This is a genomic window from Micromonospora sp. CPCC 205546 (assembly GCF_036902715.1).
Taxonomy (GTDB): Bacteria; Actinomycetota; Actinomycetes; order Mycobacteriales; family Micromonosporaceae; genus Micromonospora.
Map to the genome: position 1 here is coordinate 62,406 of NZ_JBAKHL010000008.1, position 15,538 is coordinate 77,943.

Below are 15,538 nucleotides of genomic sequence, written 5' to 3' on the forward strand. Positions count from 1 at the left end.
CCTCCGCTCAGCGGACGCTGCGGGCGAACTGCCGGGCGGCCCAGAAGACGCCGGCGGCGGCGAGGATCGCGATGATGCCGAGCCCCTGCCAGACCTTGTCGTCGCCGAGTTCGCCGGCGAAGAGGGCCCGGGTGCCGTCGACCGCCCAGGAGAACGGGTTCCACTCGGCGATGCCCTGCAGCCAGCCCGGGGCGAAGGTCAGCGGCAGCAGGATGCCGGAGAGCAGCAGCACCGGCTGGGCCACGGTGTTCATCAGCGGGGCCAGCGCGTCCTCGCTCTTGACCTTGAGCGCGATGCCGTAGGAGACGGCCGAGGTCATCAGCGCGATCAGGGCGAGCATGAGGTACGCCAGCAGCAGGTCGACGAGCGAGACGCGCAGGTCGAACAGGAGCGCCAGCAGGGTGATGATGACCGCCTGCACGATGAGCGACACCACGTCGCGCAGGGAGCGGCCGAGCAGCAGGGCGAGGCGGCTGACCGGGGTGACCCGGGAGCGTTCGATGACCCCGGCGCGCAGCTCGGCGATCAGGCCGAAGCCCTGGAACAGGCCGCCGAAGATGGCCAGCAGCACCAGCAGGCCCGGTACGAAGATCTTGTAGGCCTCCGCCTGGGTGGGCGCGTTCAGTGCCGGCTTGAGCAGCGGGGCGAAGAGCAGCAGGTACATCACCGGCTGGAAGACGCCGACGAAGACCCAGACGGGGTTGCGCAGCAGCAGTTGGAGCTGGCGCTGGAAGATCAGCCAGGTGTCACGGGCGAGTTTCATGGGACTCTCCGGTCGGGGATCAGGACTCGCGCAGCGAGCGGCCGGTCTTGGTGAGGAAGACGTCGTCGAGGCTGGGACGGTGCAGCTCGATGGAGCTGAGCCCGAGGTCGGCGGTGTCGACGCGGCGCAGGATCTGCGGGATGGCGGTGGCGCCCTCGTCGACGTAGAGCCGCAGCCCGCCCTCCTCGACGCTCTCCAGCTTGTTGACGTACGGCTCGCCGTCGAGCAGCCGCGCGGCCTGCGCGGTGGCCGCCGCGTCGAGGCCGACCAGCACGACGTCGCCGGAGATCTCGCGCTTCAGCTCCGCCGGGGTGCCCTCCGCGACCACCTCGCCGTGATCCATGATCGCGATCCGGTCGCAGAGCGCGTCGGCCTCCTCCAGGTAGTGGGTGGTGATGAAGACGGTCATGCCGTCGGCCCGCAGCCGGCGGATCTCCTCCCACATGTGCGCCCGGCTCTGCGGGTCGAGGCCGCTCGTCGGCTCGTCCAGGAAGACGATCTGCGGCTCGTGGATGATGCCGAGGGCGATCTCCACCCGCCGGCGCTGACCGCCGGAGTAGGTCTTGCACTTGCGGTCGGCGTACTCGGTGAGCTGGAAGGCGTCGAGGGCGCGGGCGGCCCGCCGGTGCGCGTCGGCCTTGCCGATGCCGTACATGCGGGCGTGCAGGACGAGTTCCTCCCGGGCGGTGGACTCGTCCCAGGTGCTGCCGCCCTGGGCGACGTAGCCGATGCGGCGGCGCACCTCGGCCGGGTCCTTGCGCAGGTCGGCCCCGGCCACGGTGGCCTCGCCGCCGTCCGGCTCGATCAGGGTGGCCAGCATCCGCAGCGTGGTGGTCTTGCCGGCGCCGTTGGGGCCGAGGAAACCGAAGATCTCCCCCTCGGTGACCTTGAGGTCGACGCCGCGCACCGCGTCGACGGTCTTCGTCTGGCGACCCTCTCGGGAGCGGAACGACTTCCGCAACCCTCTGGTCTCGATCATCTGTGCTCCTGGTCGTCCGGGCCGGTGCCACCGGCCACCTGTCTGTCCCTCGGGACGACGCCGGACGGCATGCTCCCCCGTGGCGTCGAGGGGCAGGCTAACGCGATATAGCTTTTGTGGTCAACGTTGATTATTCTCCATTCGTCGGCCGGGGCGGCAGCCGCTCCTCCCAGCCCTGCCACCCCTGCGCCCGCTCCAGCCCATCGGGCAGGTACGACACCCCCGACTCGATCCGTTCCGCGATCCGCTCGCACCAGGAGATCTCCGCCTCGGACCGGGCCGTCCAGAGCTCGAACATCCACCCCACGTGCACCGGCTTGCTCGAACGCATCCAGTCAGAACTCAACGACGTACGCATCCACTCGACACCGGCGCGCAGCAGGTTCGCCCGGTTGCGCAGGGCGGCCGCCGCCTCGTCGCGCGGCATCGCGGGCAGGAAGGAGAACGCCGCCGTGAACGGGTCCGGCGGCTCGTGCAGCTGCCACCACAGGCCCCGCAGCAGCGACTCGAACTCCTCCTCGCCCTTCGGGGTCACCTCGTACGTGGTGCGGGCCGGACGCGCGCCCACCTGTTCGGTGGCCACCTCGCGCAGCAGTCCCTCCTGGGTGAGCTTGCGCAGGGCGTGGTAGATCGACCCGGGCTGCACGTTCGCCCACTTGTCGGCGTTCCAACTGAGCAGCTCGCGGCGCACGTCGTAGCCGTGCACGGGCTGCATCCAGCGCACCAGGCCGAGGATCATCATTCGCGTGGCAGACACCGGACGAGCGTAGTGAGCAAACTCGACCAATCGCCCCGGGAACAGTGCGGCATCCCACACTGAGCGATCGTTAGGGCCGCCACGGTGGCCGATACACTCCCGGTCAGTGACCCTCCGGGAGGAGCCAGCAAGGTGCGCAAGGTACTCATCGCCAACCGCGGCGAGATCGCCGTCCGCGTCATCCGCGCCTGCCGCGACGCCGGCCTCGGCAGCGTCGCCGTCTACGCGGACTCCGACCGGGACGCCCTGCACGCCACGCTGGCCGACGAGGCGTACGCGCTCGGCGGGGACACCGCCACCGAGACGTACCTGCGCATCGACAAGCTGCTGGAGGTCGCCGCGAAGGCCGGGGCCGACGCCGTGCACCCCGGCTACGGCTTCCTCTCCGAGAACGCCGACTTCGCCCAGGCCGTCATCGACGCCGGGCTGACCTGGATCGGGCCCACCCCTCAGGCGATCCGGGACCTCGGCGACAAGGTGACCGCCCGGCACATCGCCCAGCGCGCCGGCGCGCCCCTGGTGCCCGGCACCCCCGACCCGGTCGGCGGCCCCGACGAGGTGCTGGCGTTCGCCGTCGACCACGGCCTGCCGGTCGCCATCAAGGCCGCCTTCGGCGGCGGCGGGCGCGGGCTCAAGGTGGCCCGCACCATGGAGGAGATCCCGCACCTGTTCGAGTCGGCCACCCGCGAGGCGGTCGCCGCGTTCGGCCGGGGCGAGTGCTTCGTCGAGCGCTACCTCGACAAGCCCCGCCACGTCGAGGCACAGGTGCTGGCCGACCAGCACGGCAACGTGATCGTGGTCGGCACGCGCGACTGCTCGCTGCAGCGCCGGCACCAGAAGCTCGTCGAGGAGGCCCCCGCGCCGTTCCTCACCGACGCGCAGCGGGCCCAGATCCACGACAGCGCCAAGGCGATCTGCCGGGAGGCGGGCTACCACGGCGCTGGCACGGTGGAATACCTGGTCGGCGCCGACGGCACCATCTCCTTCCTGGAGGTCAACACCCGCCTGCAGGTCGAGCACCCGGTCACCGAGGAGACCGCCGGCATCGACCTGGTCCGCGAGCAGTTCCGCATCGCCGACGGCGAGAAGCTGCGCCGCACCGAGGACCCGACGCCGCGCGGGCACTCCATCGAGTTCCGGATCAACGGCGAGGACCCGGGCCGCAGCTTCCTGCCCGCCCCCGGCACGGTGACCGCGCTGCGGCTGCCCACCGGTCCCGGCGTCCGGGTCGACACCGGCATCTCCGCCGGCGACGTGATCGGCGGCAACTTCGACTCGCTGCTGGCCAAGGTGATCGTCACCGGCGAGACGCGTACCGAGGCCCTGGAACGGGCCCGCCGCGCCCTGGACGAGATGGTCGTCGAGGGCATGGCCACCGCGCTGCCGTTCCACCGGCTGGTGGTGCGGGACGAGGCGTTCACCGCCGAGCCGTTCACCGTGCACACCCGGTGGATCGAGACCGAGTTCGACAACACCGTCGCGCCGTTCACCGCCGCCGCCGGCCCCGCCGACGCGCCGGCCGGGCGCGAGACCGTCGTGGTCGAGGTCGGCGGCAAGCGGCTGGAGGTCAGCCTCCCCGCCGGCCTCGGCGCGGGTACGACCACCGCCGCGCCCGCCGCGCGCAAGCCGGCCCGCCGGGGCGGTGGGACCAAGGCCGGCGTCGCGGTCAGCGGCGACGCGCTCACCTCCCCGATGCAGGGCACCATCGTCAAGATCGCGGTCGCCGACGGCGACACCGTGGCCGAGGGGGACCTGGTCGTGGTGCTGGAGGCGATGAAGATGGAGCAGCCGCTGCACGCCCACAAGGCGGGCACGGTCAGCGGCCTCGCGGCCGAGGTCGGCGCCGTCATCACCGCCGGCGCGGCGATCTGCACCATCGCCTGACCCGCCGCGCCAAGGCCGGGCGGACCCGCCTCGGCGCGCTTCGGGGGCGGCCCCGGACCGGCCCCCGGCCTCGGCGCGGCTCGGACTGCGCGGGTCAGCGCAGCTCGGCGCCCGCCACCGCCCGGACGGCGGCCGTCAACGCCTCCAGGGTGGCGGACTCCACCCGCCAGTGCTGCCAGTACAAGGGGCGGTCCAGGTGGCGGCCGGCACCGAGGTCGACGCAGCGTCCGGCGGCGACGTCGGCGCGGGCGATCCGTTCCGGGACCATCCCCCAGCCGAGCCCGAGCCGTACCGCCTCGTTGAAGCCGTCGAAGGACGGGACGTAGTGGATCGGCGGGTCGAGCCGACGCCGGGTGACCGTACGGGCGAAGCGCTGTTGGAGCTGGTCCTTGCGGTCGAACGCCATCACCGGCGCCGACGCGAGGGCGGCCTCGGTCAGGCCGTCGGGGAAGTGGTGGGCGGCGAACCCGGTCTCGGCCAGCGCGACGTACCGCATGGCGCCCAGCCGCTCCACCCGGCAGCCCTGCACGGCCTCGCGCTGCGCGGTCACGGCCGCCATCGCCGTGCCGTCGCGGATCAGCTCCGCCGTGTGGTGCTCGTCGTCGCGGCGGACGTCGAACAGGAGCGCCAGCCCGGCGGGCAGCCGCGCCAGCGCGCCGACGAACCAGGTGCCCAGCGAGTCTCCGTTCGCCACGACCGTCACCCGGGTGGGCGCGGGCCCGCCGACCGCCGGCCGGGCGGCGTCCAGCGCCTCCCGCTCCAGCAGGGCCAGCTGCCCGGCCAGCCGCAGCAGCGGCCGACCCGCGTCGGTGGCCCCGCACGGCTTCGAGCGGCGGACGAGCACCTGCCCGACGGCCTGTTCCAGGGCCTTGACCCGCTGGCTGACGGCCGACGGGGTGACGTGCAGGGACCGCGCCGCCGCCTCGAAGCTGCCCTCGCGGACCACCGCGGCGAGCGTCCGCAGCTGCGTGGAGTCCAGCATGATGAAGCCGAGCTTATCCGCCATGAGGATCCTTAGCTGGGCTGCATCGGGCGCGGCTCGTAGCGTCGAGGCGTGCCCGACATCCTCAGCAGCTCGGTGGCCGGCTCCGCGGCCGCCGGCTTCACCCTCGCCATCGCCCTGATCGCCGCCATCGGCGCGCAGAACGCCTTCGTCCTGCGGCAGGGCCTGCGCCGCGAGCACGTCCTGCCGGTCGTCGCCGTCTGCGCCGCGTCCGACGCGCTGCTCATCGCGCTCGGCATCGCCGGCATGGGCAGCGCCACGGCGGAACACCCCGCCGCCCTCACCGCCGTGCGGTGGTTCGGCGCCGCGTTCCTGCTCGGGTACGCCGTGCTGGCCGCCCGCCGCGCGCTGCGCCCCGGTGCGCTCTCCCCCGCGGACCGGCCGCCGGCGACCCTCGGGGCGACGCTGCTGGCCTGTCTCGCGTTCACCTACCTCAACCCGCACGTGTATCTCGACACCGTCCTCCTGCTCGGCGGGGTGGCCCGCCAGCACCCGCACCACTGGGTCTTCGGCGCGGGCGCCGCGCTCGCCAGCGCCGTCTGGTTCACCACCATCGGCGTCGCCGCCCACCGGCTCGCGCCCGTGCTGGCCCGCCCGGCGGCCTGGCGGATCGTCGACGGCGTGGTCGCCCTCGTGATGGTCGCGGTCGCGGCGAACCTGCTGCTCGGCTGAGGACGACGCCGGGCGCGGTCGGGGTGTTTTCGGCTACCACCCCGGGCGCGGGTGCCGCCGGACGGGAATGATGGCGACGTGCGGTTCCTTCACGGCGCGGTCCCCGCGCACGACCTGACCTACAACGACGTCTTCATGGCGCCCGCCCGCTCCGAGGTGGGCTCGCGACTCGACGTCGACCTGGCCACCACCGACGGCACGGGCACCACCATCCCCCTGGTGGTGTCGAACATGACCGCGGTGTCCGGCCGCCGGATGGCCGAGACGGTCGCCCGGCGCGGCGCGATCGCCGTCATCCCGCAGGACATCCCCTTCGAGGTGGTGGCGAACGTCGTCGCCTGGGTCAAGCGGCGGCACCTGGTGCACGACACGGCGATCACGCTGGGCCCGACCGACACCGTCGGCGACGCGATCCACCTGCTGCCGAAGCGGTCGCACGGCGCCGTGGTGGTGATCGACGAGGAGAGCCGGCCGGTGGGCGTGGTGACCGAGGCCGACACCGTCAGCGTGGACCGCTTCGCCCAGCTGCGGCACGTGATGTCCACCGAGCTGCACACGGTGCCGGCGGACGCGGACCCGCGTACCGGCTTCGACCGGCTCTCCGCGGGCCGGCGCCGCCTCGCCCCGGTGGTCGACGCCGAGGGGCGCCTGGTCGGGGTGCTGACCCGGCAGGGCGCGCTGCGGGCGACCCTCTACCGGCCGGCCGTGGACGACCGGGGCCGGCTGCGGATCGCCGCCGCCGTGGGCATCAACGGCGACGTGACCGGCAAGGCGGCGGCGCTGCTGGAGGCGGGGGTGGACACGCTGGTCGTGGACACCGCGCACGGCCACCAGGAGCGGATGATCACCGCCCTGCGGGCGGTCCGGGCGCTGGACCCGGCGGTCCCCGTGGCGGCCGGCAACGTGGTGACCGCCGAGGGCGTACGCGACCTGGTGGAGGCGGGGGCGGACATCGTCAAGGTCGGCGTCGGCCCGGGCGCGATGTGCACCACCCGGATGATGACGGGCGTGGGCCGGCCGCAGTTCTCCGCCGTACTCGACTGCGCGGCGGCGGCCCGACAGCTCGGCCGGCACGTCTGGGCGGACGGCGGCGTACGCCACCCACGCGACGTGGCGCTGGCGCTGGCCGCCGGGGCCTCGAACGTGATGATCGGCTCGTGGTTCGCCGGCACCTACGAGTCCCCCGGCGACCTCTACACCGACGCCGACGGCCGGCGCTACAAGGAGAGCTTCGGCATGGCCTCGGCGCGGGCGGTCAGCGCGCGCACGGCCGACGACAGCGTGTACGACCGGGCCCGCAAGGCGGTCTTCGAGGAGGGCATCTCCTCGGCGCGGATGTACCTGGACCCGGCACGGCCCGGCGTGGAGGACCTGATCGACGAGATCATCGCGGGGGTGCGCAGCGCCTTCACCTACGCGGGCGCGCGGGACCTGGCCGAGTTCCACGACCGGGCGCTGGTCGGTGTGCAGAGCGCGGCCGGCTACACCGAGGGGATGCCGCTGCCCACCAGCTGGTGACCGCCGACGCCGAGGGACCACCACCGCAGCCCGGCGCAACCGGCGAGGCGGACGCGTGCGCCGCTCGCCCACCGAGCGGGGCGACGGGGCGGCTCCCGCCCCCGGACGAGGGCCGCGCTGCAGGCCCGGCGGGAGGGCGGGGCCGCCCGGGTGGGTTCAGGGCTTCGGGAAGAGGCGGTGGATGACCTCGCGGGCCGCGGCCCGGGGGTCGTCGCCGACCCGGGGCGGCAACGCGCCCGAGAGCCAGAGCGTGGCGAAGCCGTGCACGATCGACCAGGCCGCGAGCGCGTCGCCCTGCGGGTCCTTCGCCGTGGGGCGTTCCCTGGACAGCGCGGCGACGCCCGAGTGCAACGCCTCGCCGGCGCGCCTGCGGGCCGCCACCAGGCCCTCGGCGTCGGAGCGGTAGAGGTCGGGCCGGAACATCACCTCGAAGTGCGCGCGGTGGCCGACCGCGAAGTCGACGTAGGCGACACCCCTGTCGAGCAGGTCGCCGCCGGCGTCGTGCAGCGCCTCGGCCAGCAGGTGGAAGCCCTCGGTGGCGAGGGCGGTGAGCAGCCCGGACTTGTCGCCGAAGTGGTGGGCGGGGGCGGCGTGCGAGACGCCCGCCCGGCGGGCCAGGTCGCGCAGGCTCAGCGCCGCCGGACCCGACTCCTCGATGACGTCCACCGCCGCCGCGAGCAGGGTGCGACGCAGGTCGCCGTGATGGTAGCCGCGTGTTCCGGTCATGCCGCGATCATATCTAGCCATTGACAAGTTGGCGGACCCGGAGGCAATCTTGTCGTCGACAAGTTACCCTTCAGGAGGTACGCATGGCTCCGCTGATCGCCCTCGTGGCCGGCACGGCGCTCGCCCGACTGGCCGGACTGGCCGGGGTGGCCGCCCTCGACGGCTGGCACCCCGCGCTGCGGGTCGGACTGGCCCTGATGTTCGTGGTGACCGGCGTCGCGCACTTCGCCCCCGCCTACCGGTCTGACATGATCGCGATGGTGCCGCCCGGCCTGCCCCGGCCCGGCCTGCTGGTCACGGTCACCGGGGTGCTGGAACTGGTGGGCGCGGTCGGCCTGCTGGTGCCGGCGACCGCCCGCTGGGCCGCGGCGGGACTGGCCCTGCTGATGCTGGCGATGTTCCCGGCGAACGTCTCGGCGGTCCGGCGCGGCGTGACCCTGGCCGGGCGACCGGCGACCCCCCTCGGGCGGCGGACGGCGGAGCAGGTCCTCTTCGTCGCGGCGGCCCTCGTTATTTCGTTTGGGGCCTGACGTTCAGGAAGCTAATCTATCGGCCATGGAAATAGTGACGCTACGGGACGTGCCGTTGGCGCGACTGCTCGTGGTCGCCGGGCACATCACCGGGCAGCGGTGGAACCGCTACCTCGCCGAGGCGCACGGCCTCACCCAGGCCGGGATGGTCACCCTGATGACCCTCGCCGAGCACGGTGAGCTACCCCACCGCACCGTCGCGGAGCACTGCTTCGTCAGGCCGGCCACCCTGACCGGCATCGTCGACACCCTCGCCCGCGACGGCCTCGTCGAGCGGCAGCGCGACACCGCCGACCGGCGCAGCGTCCGGATCGCGATCACGCCGGCCGGCCGGGCCCGGGTCGAGGCGCTGACCAGGTTGATCCGCTCCGGCACCCCGCTGACCTCCGTCGACGCCGACCCGGCGAAGGCGGCGGTGATCCGCGAGTTCCTGCTCGAGGTCATCGGCCACGGCGAACACGGCGCCCCGGAGGAGGGTCCGGCATGCTGACCCGACTGCTGCGTACGCACCTTCGCCCCTACCACCGGCCGCTGGCCGCGGTGGTGCTGCTCCAGTTCGTCGGCACCATCGCGTCGCTCTACCTGCCCAGCCTCAACGCCGACATCATCGACCTGGGCGTGGCCCGGGGCGACACCGGCTACATCCTGCGCACCGGCGGCTGGATGCTCGCGGTCAGCGTGGTCCAGATCGTCTGCTCGGTGGCCGCCGTCTACCTCGGCGCCCGCACCGCGATGGCCTTCGGCCGGGACCTGCGCTCGGCGATCTTCGGGCACGTCAACCGCTTCTCCGCCCGGGAGGTCGCCCGGTTCGGCGCGCCCTCGCTGATCACCCGCAACACCAACGACGTGCAGCAGGTGCAGATGCTCGTGCTGATGAGCTGCACCATGCTCGTCGCCGTGCCCATCATGAGCGTCGGCGGCGTGGTGATGGCGCTGCGCGAGGACGTCGGGCTCTCCTGGCTGATGCTGGTCAGCGTGCCCGTGCTGGCCGTCGCGCTGTGGCTGGTCATCCGGCGGATGGTGCCGGGCTTCCGGCTCATGCAGACCCGCATCGACACCGTCAACCGCGTGCTGCGCGAGCAGATCACCGGCATCCGGGTGGTGCGGGCGTTCGTCCGGGAGCCGTACGAGACGGAACGCTTCGCCACGGCGAACGCCGACCTCACCGCGACCGCCCTGCGCATCGGCCGCCTGATGGCGTTGATCTTCCCGGTGGTGATGCTGGTGCTCAACGTCTCCAGTGTCGCGGTGCTCTGGTTCGGCGCCGAGCGGGTGGACGCCGGGGCGATCCAGGTCGGCTCCCTCACCGCGTTCCTGCAGTACCTGATGCAGATCCTGATGGCCGTCATGATGGCCACCTTCATGCTGATGATGGTGCCGCGCGCGGCGGTCTGCGCCGAACGGATCGTCGAGGTGCTCGACACCGACTCCTCCGTGGTGCCGGCACCCCGGCCGGTCACCGAGGTGGGCACCCGCGGCGAGCTGGAACTGCGCGACGTCGGGTTCCGGTATCCGGGCGCCGCCGAGCCGGTGCTGCGCAACGTGTCGTTCCGGGTGACGCCGGGGACGACGACGGCGGTCATCGGCAGCACCGGCGCGGGCAAGACCACGCTGCTGTCGCTCGTGCCCCGGCTGGTCGACACGACGGCCGGCACGGTGCTGGTCGACGGCGTCGACGTACGCGACCTGGCGCCGGACGAGCTGTGGCGCCGCATCGGACTGGTGCCGCAGCGGCCGTACCTGTTCACCGGGACCGTGGCGAGCAACCTGCGCTACGGCAACCCGGACGCGACCGACGCGGAGCTCTGGCACGCCCTGGAGATCGCACAGGCGCGGGACTTCGTCGAGGCGATGCCCGAGGGGTTGGAGTCGCCGGTCGCACAGGGCGGCACGAACGTCTCCGGCGGGCAACGGCAGCGGCTGGCCATCGCGCGGGCCCTGGTCCGACAGCCGGAGATCTACCTCTTCGACGACTCGTTCTCCGCGCTGGACCTCGGCACGGACGCGCGGCTGCGGGCGGCGCTGCGGCCGGTCACCGCGGACGCCGCCGTGGTGATCGTGGCGCAGCGGGTCTCCACCATCGTCAACGCCGATCAGATCGTCGTACTGGAGAACGGGGGCGTGGTGGGAGTGGGCCGGCACGACGAACTGCTGGACACCTGCCCGACGTACGCCGAGATCGTGGCGTCGCAGAGCACGACGGGGGTGGCCGCGTGAGCGCCGTACCGCAGCAGAAGCCGGCCGCCGACGCGCGGACGCCGAAGCGGCTGCCGCCCGGCGGTCAGCGCGGTGGCCCGCACGCGGGCGTCGGGATGCCCGCCGAGCGGTCGATGGACTTCGGGCCCTCGGCCCGGCGGCTGCTGGGCCGGCTGCGCCCGCAGCGCCTGCAGCTCGTCGCCGTGATCGCGCTGGCGGTGGTCAGCGTGGCGCTCAGCGTGGTCGGGCCGAAGGTGCTCGGCTGGGCCACCGACCTGATCTTCACGGGGGTGATCGGCCGGCAGCTGCCGGCGGGCACCACCGCCGACCAGGCGGTGGCCGCGGCGCGGGCGGCCGGCAACGGCAACTTCGCCGACATGCTGGCCCGGATGGACGTGGTGCCCGGCGTCGGCATCGACTTCACCGCGCTGGCGCGGGTGCTGCTGCTGGCGCTCGGGCTCTACGTGGCGGCCAGCCTGCTGATGTGGTGGCAGGGCTGGCTGCTCAACGGGGTGGTGCAACGCACCGTGCTGCGGCTGCGCGCCGACGTGGAGGACAAGCTCAACCGGCTGCCGCTGCCCTACTTCGACCGGCAGCCCCGGGGCGAGCTGCTCAGCCGGGTCACCAACGACATCGACAACATCTCGACCAGCCTCCAGCAGACGCTGAGCCAGCTGCTCACCTCGCTGCTCACCGTGGTCGGCGTGCTGGCCATGATGTTCTGGATCTCGCCGCTGCTCGCCCTGGTGGCGCTGGTCGCGGTCCCGGTCTCGGTGGTCGTCACCACGGCCATCGCGAAGCGCTCGCAGCGGCAGTTCCTCGCCCAGTGGGCGCACACCGGCGAGCTGAACGGCCAGATCGAGGAGGCGTTCACCGGCCACGAGCTGGTGAAGGTCTTCGGTCGGCAGCGCGAGGTGGAGGCCGCCTTCACCGCGAAGAACGAGGAACTGTTCCGGGCGAGCTTCGGTGCCCAGTTCATCTCCGGGATCATCATGCCGGCGATGATGTTCGTCGGGAACCTCAGCTACGTGGCGATCGCCGTCGTCGGCGGCCTGCGGGTGGCGTCGGGGTCGATGAGCCTCGGCGACGTGCAGGCGTTCATCCAGTACTCCCGGCAGTTCACCCAGCCGCTCACCCAGGTCGCGTCGATGGCGAACCTGCTCCAGTCCGGGGTGGCCTCCGCCGAACGGGTCTTCGCCGTGCTCGACGCCGAGGAGCAGAACCCCGACCCGGCCGAGCCGGCCCGGGTACGCGACCCGCACGGCCGGGTGGAGTTCGAGAACGTCTCCTTCCGGTACACGCCCGACAAGCCGCTGATCGAGGACCTCTCCCTGGTCGCCGAGCCCGGCCACACGGTGGCCATCGTCGGGCCGACCGGGGCCGGCAAGACCACGCTGGTCAACCTGGTCATGCGCTTCTACGAGCTGGACGCCGGGCGGATCACGCTCGACGGGGTCGACGTCACCACCATGCGCCGCGACGACCTGCGCGGCCGCATCGGCATGGTGCTGCAGGAGACGTGGCTCTTCGGGGGCACCATCCGCGACAACATCGCCTACGGCCGGCCCGGGGCGACCGAGGAGGAGATCGTCGCCGCGGCCCGGGCGACCTTCGTCGACCGGTTCGTGCGCAGCCTGCCCGACGGCTACGACACGGTGATCGACGAGGAGGGCGGTAACGTCAGCGCCGGCGAGAAGCAGCTCATCACGATCGCCCGCGCCTTCCTCGCCGAGCCGTCGCTGCTGATCCTGGACGAGGCGACCAGCTCGGTGGACACCCGTACCGAGGTGCTGCTCCAGCGGGCGATGGCCGCGCTGCGTTCGGACCGGACGAGCTTCGTCATCGCGCACCGGCTCTCCACCATCCGCGACGCCGACCTGATCCTGATGATGGAGGACGGCCGGATCGTGGAGCAGGGCACGCACGACGAGCTGCTCGCCGCGCAGGGCGCGTACCACCGCCTGTACCGGTCGCAGTTCACCGCCGCCGTCGAGCCCGACCCCGACCACCTGCCCGACCCCGAGCCCGCGCCGCTCGAGGGGTCCACCCGGTGACGCGCAGGCCGCCGGGCGGGCGGGCGACGGGGTCGGGGCCGGGTGCGGCCTCAGCCGGTCGGCAGCAGGGCCGGGCCGCGCTCGGCCACCACCGCGCCGATCAGCCGCAGGGCGTCGGCGGCGGGCATCGGGTCCAGGGTCCGGCCGCCGCGCAACCGCAGCGACACCGCGCCCCCGGCCGCCTCGCGGGGGCCGAGGACGGCGGCGTACGGGACCCGGGCGCGGGCCGCGTCGCGGATGCGGGAGCCGAGCGAACCGGCCCCGTCGACCTCGACGCGCAGCCCTCCGGCCAGCGCGTCGCGGGCGAGCCGGGCCGCCGCGTCCGCCTGCTCGTCCCCGACCGGCAGCACCACGAGCTGCACCGGGGCGTACCAGGCGGGGAAGGCGCCCTCGTGCACCTCGATCAGGTACGCGAAGAGCCGCTCCATGCTGCCGACGAGGCTGCGGTGCACCATCACCGGCCGACGCCGCGCCCCGGCCGCGTCGGTGTACGACAGGTCGAACCGCTCCGGCTTGTCGAAGTCGAGCTGGACGGTGGAGAGGGTGAACTCCCGCCCGGCCGCGTCCCGCACCTGGATGTCGATCTTCGGGCCGTAGAACGCGGCCTCCCCCGGGGCCTCGGTGAACTCCACCCCGTCGAGCGCGGCGCGCAGCAGCTCCTCGGCCCGCGCCCACCCGGCGTCGTCCCCGACGTACTTCTCCCCCGGCCCGCGCAGCGACAGCCGGAACCCCGCCGGCCGTACGCCGAGCGCGGCGTGCGCCTCGCGGATGAGCCGCAGGATCTCGGCGACCTCCTCGCCCACCTGCTCCAGGGCACAGAAGTTGTGCGCGTCGTTGAGCGAGATGGCCCGCACCCGGGACAACCCGCCGAGCACCCCCGAGCGCTCGGCGCGGTACATGCCGCCCAGCTCGGCGATCCGCAGCGGCAGCTCCCGGTAGGAGCGGCCCCGGGCCCGGAACACCAGGGCGTGGTGCGGGCAGAGCGCCGGACGCAGCACGAACTCGTCGTCGGCGCCGAGCGCCATCGGCGGGAACATGTCGTCGGCGAAGTAGCCGAGGTGCCCGGAGAGCTCGAAGAGCTCCCGCCTGCCCAGCGGCGGGGTGAGCACGTGCCGGTAGCCGGCCCGGCGTTCCAGCTCGCGGACGTACTCCTCGACGGCGTGCCGGGCCGCGGCGCCGGCCGGCAGCCAGAGCGGCAGCCCGGCGCCCGCCAGCGGGTCGGAGCCGAACAGCTCCAGCTCCCGGCCGAGCCTGCGATGGTCGATCATGTCGCGCTCCTTGATCGGGTACGCCCCGCGGGCGGCCCGGTCACCGGACGCGACGAGGCCCCGGAGCGGATCGCCCCGGGGCCTCGTCGACGGTCAGGTCAGTACGGCGCGCCGGGGTCTCCCGGCGTCGTGGTGGATACCGCACTGCGCATGCCGCGACGGTACGCGCCCACCGGGGGCGACCGCAGCCGGTTTTCCCGGGCGCCGCGGCACCCCGACGAAGCGGACGCGCGCACCGGACAGGGGCGGGCCGCCGGCACGGGACCTGCCGACGGCCCGCGGCGGCCGGACCGTCAGGAACGGGGGACCCGACGGCCGTGCGGCCGCGCGTCGACAACGGTACGCCGGGCCGCGGCGATCCGCCGACCCTCACGGTGCGCGCACGCGTCACCTCCGGTGGGGTGCGCTCGTTGTGTCCGGTGGCCCTGCCGTGTCGGTGGTCACCACCAGCCAGGGCCCTGTCCCGTGGCGCTGGACGACCCGTCAGGCTCGGTACCCGCAATCGGCCCCGTCCGGCGAGGTGGCAGTCGTGCCCGAACTACTCACTGAGGTCGCCTCGCCGGCCTGGGCGTACCTCGCGCTGCTCACGCTGCTGGTCGCGGACGCCTTCGTCCCGGTGGTCCCCACCCAGGTCGTGATGATCACCGGCGGTGCCCTCACCGTGTACGGCGGGCTGAACCTGCCGGTGACCATCGCCGTCGGCGCGCTCGGTGTCTTCGTCGGGGACCTGGCCTGCTACCTGCTCGGGCGGGGCGCGCCGGACCGTCGGGAGCCGCGCGACGTCCGACGGGGCCGGGCCCGGCGCGTCGCCAACCGGGTCGCCCAGGGGCTGCGCCGGCCCGGGCCGCTCGTGATCCTGCTCTGCCGCTTCGTGCCCGGCGGCAGGATGGCGGCCTGCTTCTCGGCCGGCCGCAGCCGGTACCCGTACCGGCTCTTCCTGCTCTACGAGGGCCTGGCGGCGCTCGGCTGGGCCACGTACGGCGGGCTCGTCGGGCACCTCGGCGGGACGGCGCTCACCGAGTCGGCGTGGCGGCTGGCGCTGATCGCGGGGATCGCGGCCGTCGGCTTCGCGGCGGCGGGCTGGGCCATGGCCGTCGTCGGCGCCCGACGGGCGGTCGAGCCGGTCGTGGTGGTGCCGGTCGTCGTCACGGCGCGGACGGACGTGCCCGGCGCGGAGTGACCGGTCGC

The 15,538-nt window shown here is 73.6% G+C and carries 14 protein-coding genes; 8 read left to right on the forward strand and 6 right to left on the reverse strand.

The window, feature by feature from the left end; genetic code table 11:
* Nucleotides 1–7: 7 nt before the first annotated feature.
* The 3 genes from V6U77_RS06915 to V6U77_RS06925 form a co-directional block, all read right to left on the reverse strand.
* Nucleotides 8–763: an ABC transporter permease gene (locus V6U77_RS06915; protein ID WP_334605359.1), complete on the reverse strand. Its 756-nt coding sequence runs from the start codon at nt 761–763 to the stop codon at nt 8–10.
* 19 nt (nt 764–782) lie between these two features.
* On the reverse strand, nt 783–1,742 hold the full coding sequence (locus V6U77_RS06920) for an ATP-binding cassette domain-containing protein (RefSeq protein ID WP_334605360.1): 960 nt from the start codon (nt 1,740–1,742) through the stop codon (nt 783–785).
* A gap of 130 nt (nt 1,743–1,872) precedes the next feature.
* The gene (locus V6U77_RS06925; RefSeq protein WP_334605471.1) at nt 1,873–2,484 is read right to left on the reverse strand and encodes a PadR family transcriptional regulator; all 612 of its coding nucleotides are present in this window, start codon (nt 2,482–2,484) and stop codon (nt 1,873–1,875) included.
* 147 nt (nt 2,485–2,631) lie between these two features.
* Here V6U77_RS06925 and V6U77_RS06930 point away from each other — a divergent pair, with 147 nt between their 5' ends.
* On the forward strand, nt 2,632–4,383 hold the full coding sequence (locus V6U77_RS06930; protein WP_334605361.1) for an acetyl/propionyl/methylcrotonyl-CoA carboxylase subunit alpha: 1,752 nt from the start codon (nt 2,632–2,634) through the stop codon (nt 4,381–4,383).
* A gap of 94 nt (nt 4,384–4,477) precedes the next feature.
* Here V6U77_RS06930 and V6U77_RS06935 read toward each other — a convergent pair whose 3' ends face one another.
* Complete coding sequence (locus V6U77_RS06935; protein ID WP_334605472.1) at nt 4,478–5,365, reverse strand: LysR family transcriptional regulator ArgP; 888 nt, start codon at nt 5,363–5,365, stop codon at nt 4,478–4,480.
* Nucleotides 5,366–5,461: 96 nt separating this feature from the next.
* Between V6U77_RS06935 and V6U77_RS06940 the strand changes: the two genes are divergently transcribed.
* Entirely contained in the window at nt 5,462–6,058 is a 597-nt protein-coding gene (locus V6U77_RS06940) for a LysE/ArgO family amino acid transporter (RefSeq protein ID WP_334605473.1), read from the forward strand.
* Nucleotides 6,059–6,136: 78 nt separating this feature from the next.
* Nucleotides 6,137–7,576: a GuaB1 family IMP dehydrogenase-related protein gene (locus V6U77_RS06945; RefSeq protein WP_334605362.1), complete on the forward strand. Its 1,440-nt coding sequence runs from the start codon at nt 6,137–6,139 to the stop codon at nt 7,574–7,576.
* Nucleotides 7,577–7,732: 156 nt separating this feature from the next.
* Here the strand turns inward: V6U77_RS06945 and V6U77_RS06950 are convergent, their stop codons facing one another.
* The gene (locus V6U77_RS06950; RefSeq protein WP_334605364.1) at nt 7,733–8,302 is read right to left on the reverse strand and encodes a TetR/AcrR family transcriptional regulator; all 570 of its coding nucleotides are present in this window, start codon (nt 8,300–8,302) and stop codon (nt 7,733–7,735) included.
* An 83-nt stretch (nt 8,303–8,385) separates the two neighbouring features.
* On the opposite strand from V6U77_RS06950, the gene V6U77_RS06955 reads away from it, so the two are divergent.
* From V6U77_RS06955 to V6U77_RS06970, 4 genes are read left to right on the forward strand one after another with little or no spacing between them, the layout of a single operon-like run.
* The gene (locus tag V6U77_RS06955; RefSeq protein WP_334605365.1) at nt 8,386–8,832 is read left to right on the forward strand and encodes a DoxX family protein; all 447 of its coding nucleotides are present in this window, start codon (nt 8,386–8,388) and stop codon (nt 8,830–8,832) included.
* 25 nt (nt 8,833–8,857) lie between these two features.
* Nucleotides 8,858–9,322, forward strand: a complete 465-nt coding sequence (locus tag V6U77_RS06960; protein WP_334605366.1) for a MarR family winged helix-turn-helix transcriptional regulator — start codon at nt 8,858–8,860, stop codon at nt 9,320–9,322.
* Nucleotides 9,316–11,049, forward strand: coding sequence for an ABC transporter ATP-binding protein (locus V6U77_RS06965; protein ID WP_334605367.1), 1,734 nt, complete (start codon nt 9,316–9,318; stop codon nt 11,047–11,049). Before V6U77_RS06960 ends, V6U77_RS06965 begins: the two co-directional genes overlap by 7 nt.
* Complete coding sequence (locus V6U77_RS06970; protein WP_442934382.1) at nt 11,046–13,082, forward strand: ABC transporter ATP-binding protein; 2,037 nt, start codon at nt 11,046–11,048, stop codon at nt 13,080–13,082. Before V6U77_RS06965 ends, V6U77_RS06970 begins: the two co-directional genes overlap by 4 nt.
* A gap of 50 nt (nt 13,083–13,132) precedes the next feature.
* Here V6U77_RS06970 and thrS read toward each other — a convergent pair whose 3' ends face one another.
* On the reverse strand, nt 13,133–14,350 hold the full coding sequence (thrS, locus tag V6U77_RS06975) for a threonine--tRNA ligase (protein WP_334605368.1): 1,218 nt from the start codon (nt 14,348–14,350) through the stop codon (nt 13,133–13,135).
* A gap of 529 nt (nt 14,351–14,879) precedes the next feature.
* On the opposite strand from thrS, the gene V6U77_RS06980 reads away from it, so the two are divergent.
* On the forward strand, nt 14,880–15,530 hold the full coding sequence (locus tag V6U77_RS06980; RefSeq protein WP_334605369.1) for a DedA family protein: 651 nt from the start codon (nt 14,880–14,882) through the stop codon (nt 15,528–15,530).
* Nucleotides 15,531–15,538 lie beyond the last annotated feature (8 nt).

Bases quoted from the DNA above. Each gene is read 5' to 3' on its own strand.
- V6U77_RS06965 (WP_334605367.1), top strand. From the start codon at position 9,316: ATGCTGACCCGACTGCTGCGTACGCACCTTCGCCCCTACCACCGGCCG.
- V6U77_RS06955 (WP_334605365.1), top strand. From the start codon at position 8,386: ATGGCTCCGCTGATCGCCCTCGTGGCCGGCACGGCGCTCGCCCGACTG.
- V6U77_RS06960 (WP_334605366.1), top strand. From the start codon at position 8,858: ATGGAAATAGTGACGCTACGGGACGTGCCGTTGGCGCGACTGCTCGTG.
- V6U77_RS06925 (WP_334605471.1), bottom strand. From the start codon at position 2,484: ATGATGATCCTCGGCCTGGTGCGCTGGATGCAGCCCGTGCACGGCTAC.
- V6U77_RS06935 (WP_334605472.1), bottom strand. From the start codon at position 5,365: ATGCTGGACTCCACGCAGCTGCGGACGCTCGCCGCGGTGGTCCGCGAG.
- thrS (WP_334605368.1), bottom strand. From the start codon at position 14,350: ATGATCGACCATCGCAGGCTCGGCCGGGAGCTGGAGCTGTTCGGCTCC.
- V6U77_RS06915 (WP_334605359.1), bottom strand. From the start codon at position 763: ATGAAACTCGCCCGTGACACCTGGCTGATCTTCCAGCGCCAGCTCCAA.
- V6U77_RS06950 (WP_334605364.1), bottom strand. From the start codon at position 8,302: ATGACCGGAACACGCGGCTACCATCACGGCGACCTGCGTCGCACCCTG.
- V6U77_RS06920 (WP_334605360.1), bottom strand. From the start codon at position 1,742: ATGATCGAGACCAGAGGGTTGCGGAAGTCGTTCCGCTCCCGAGAGGGT.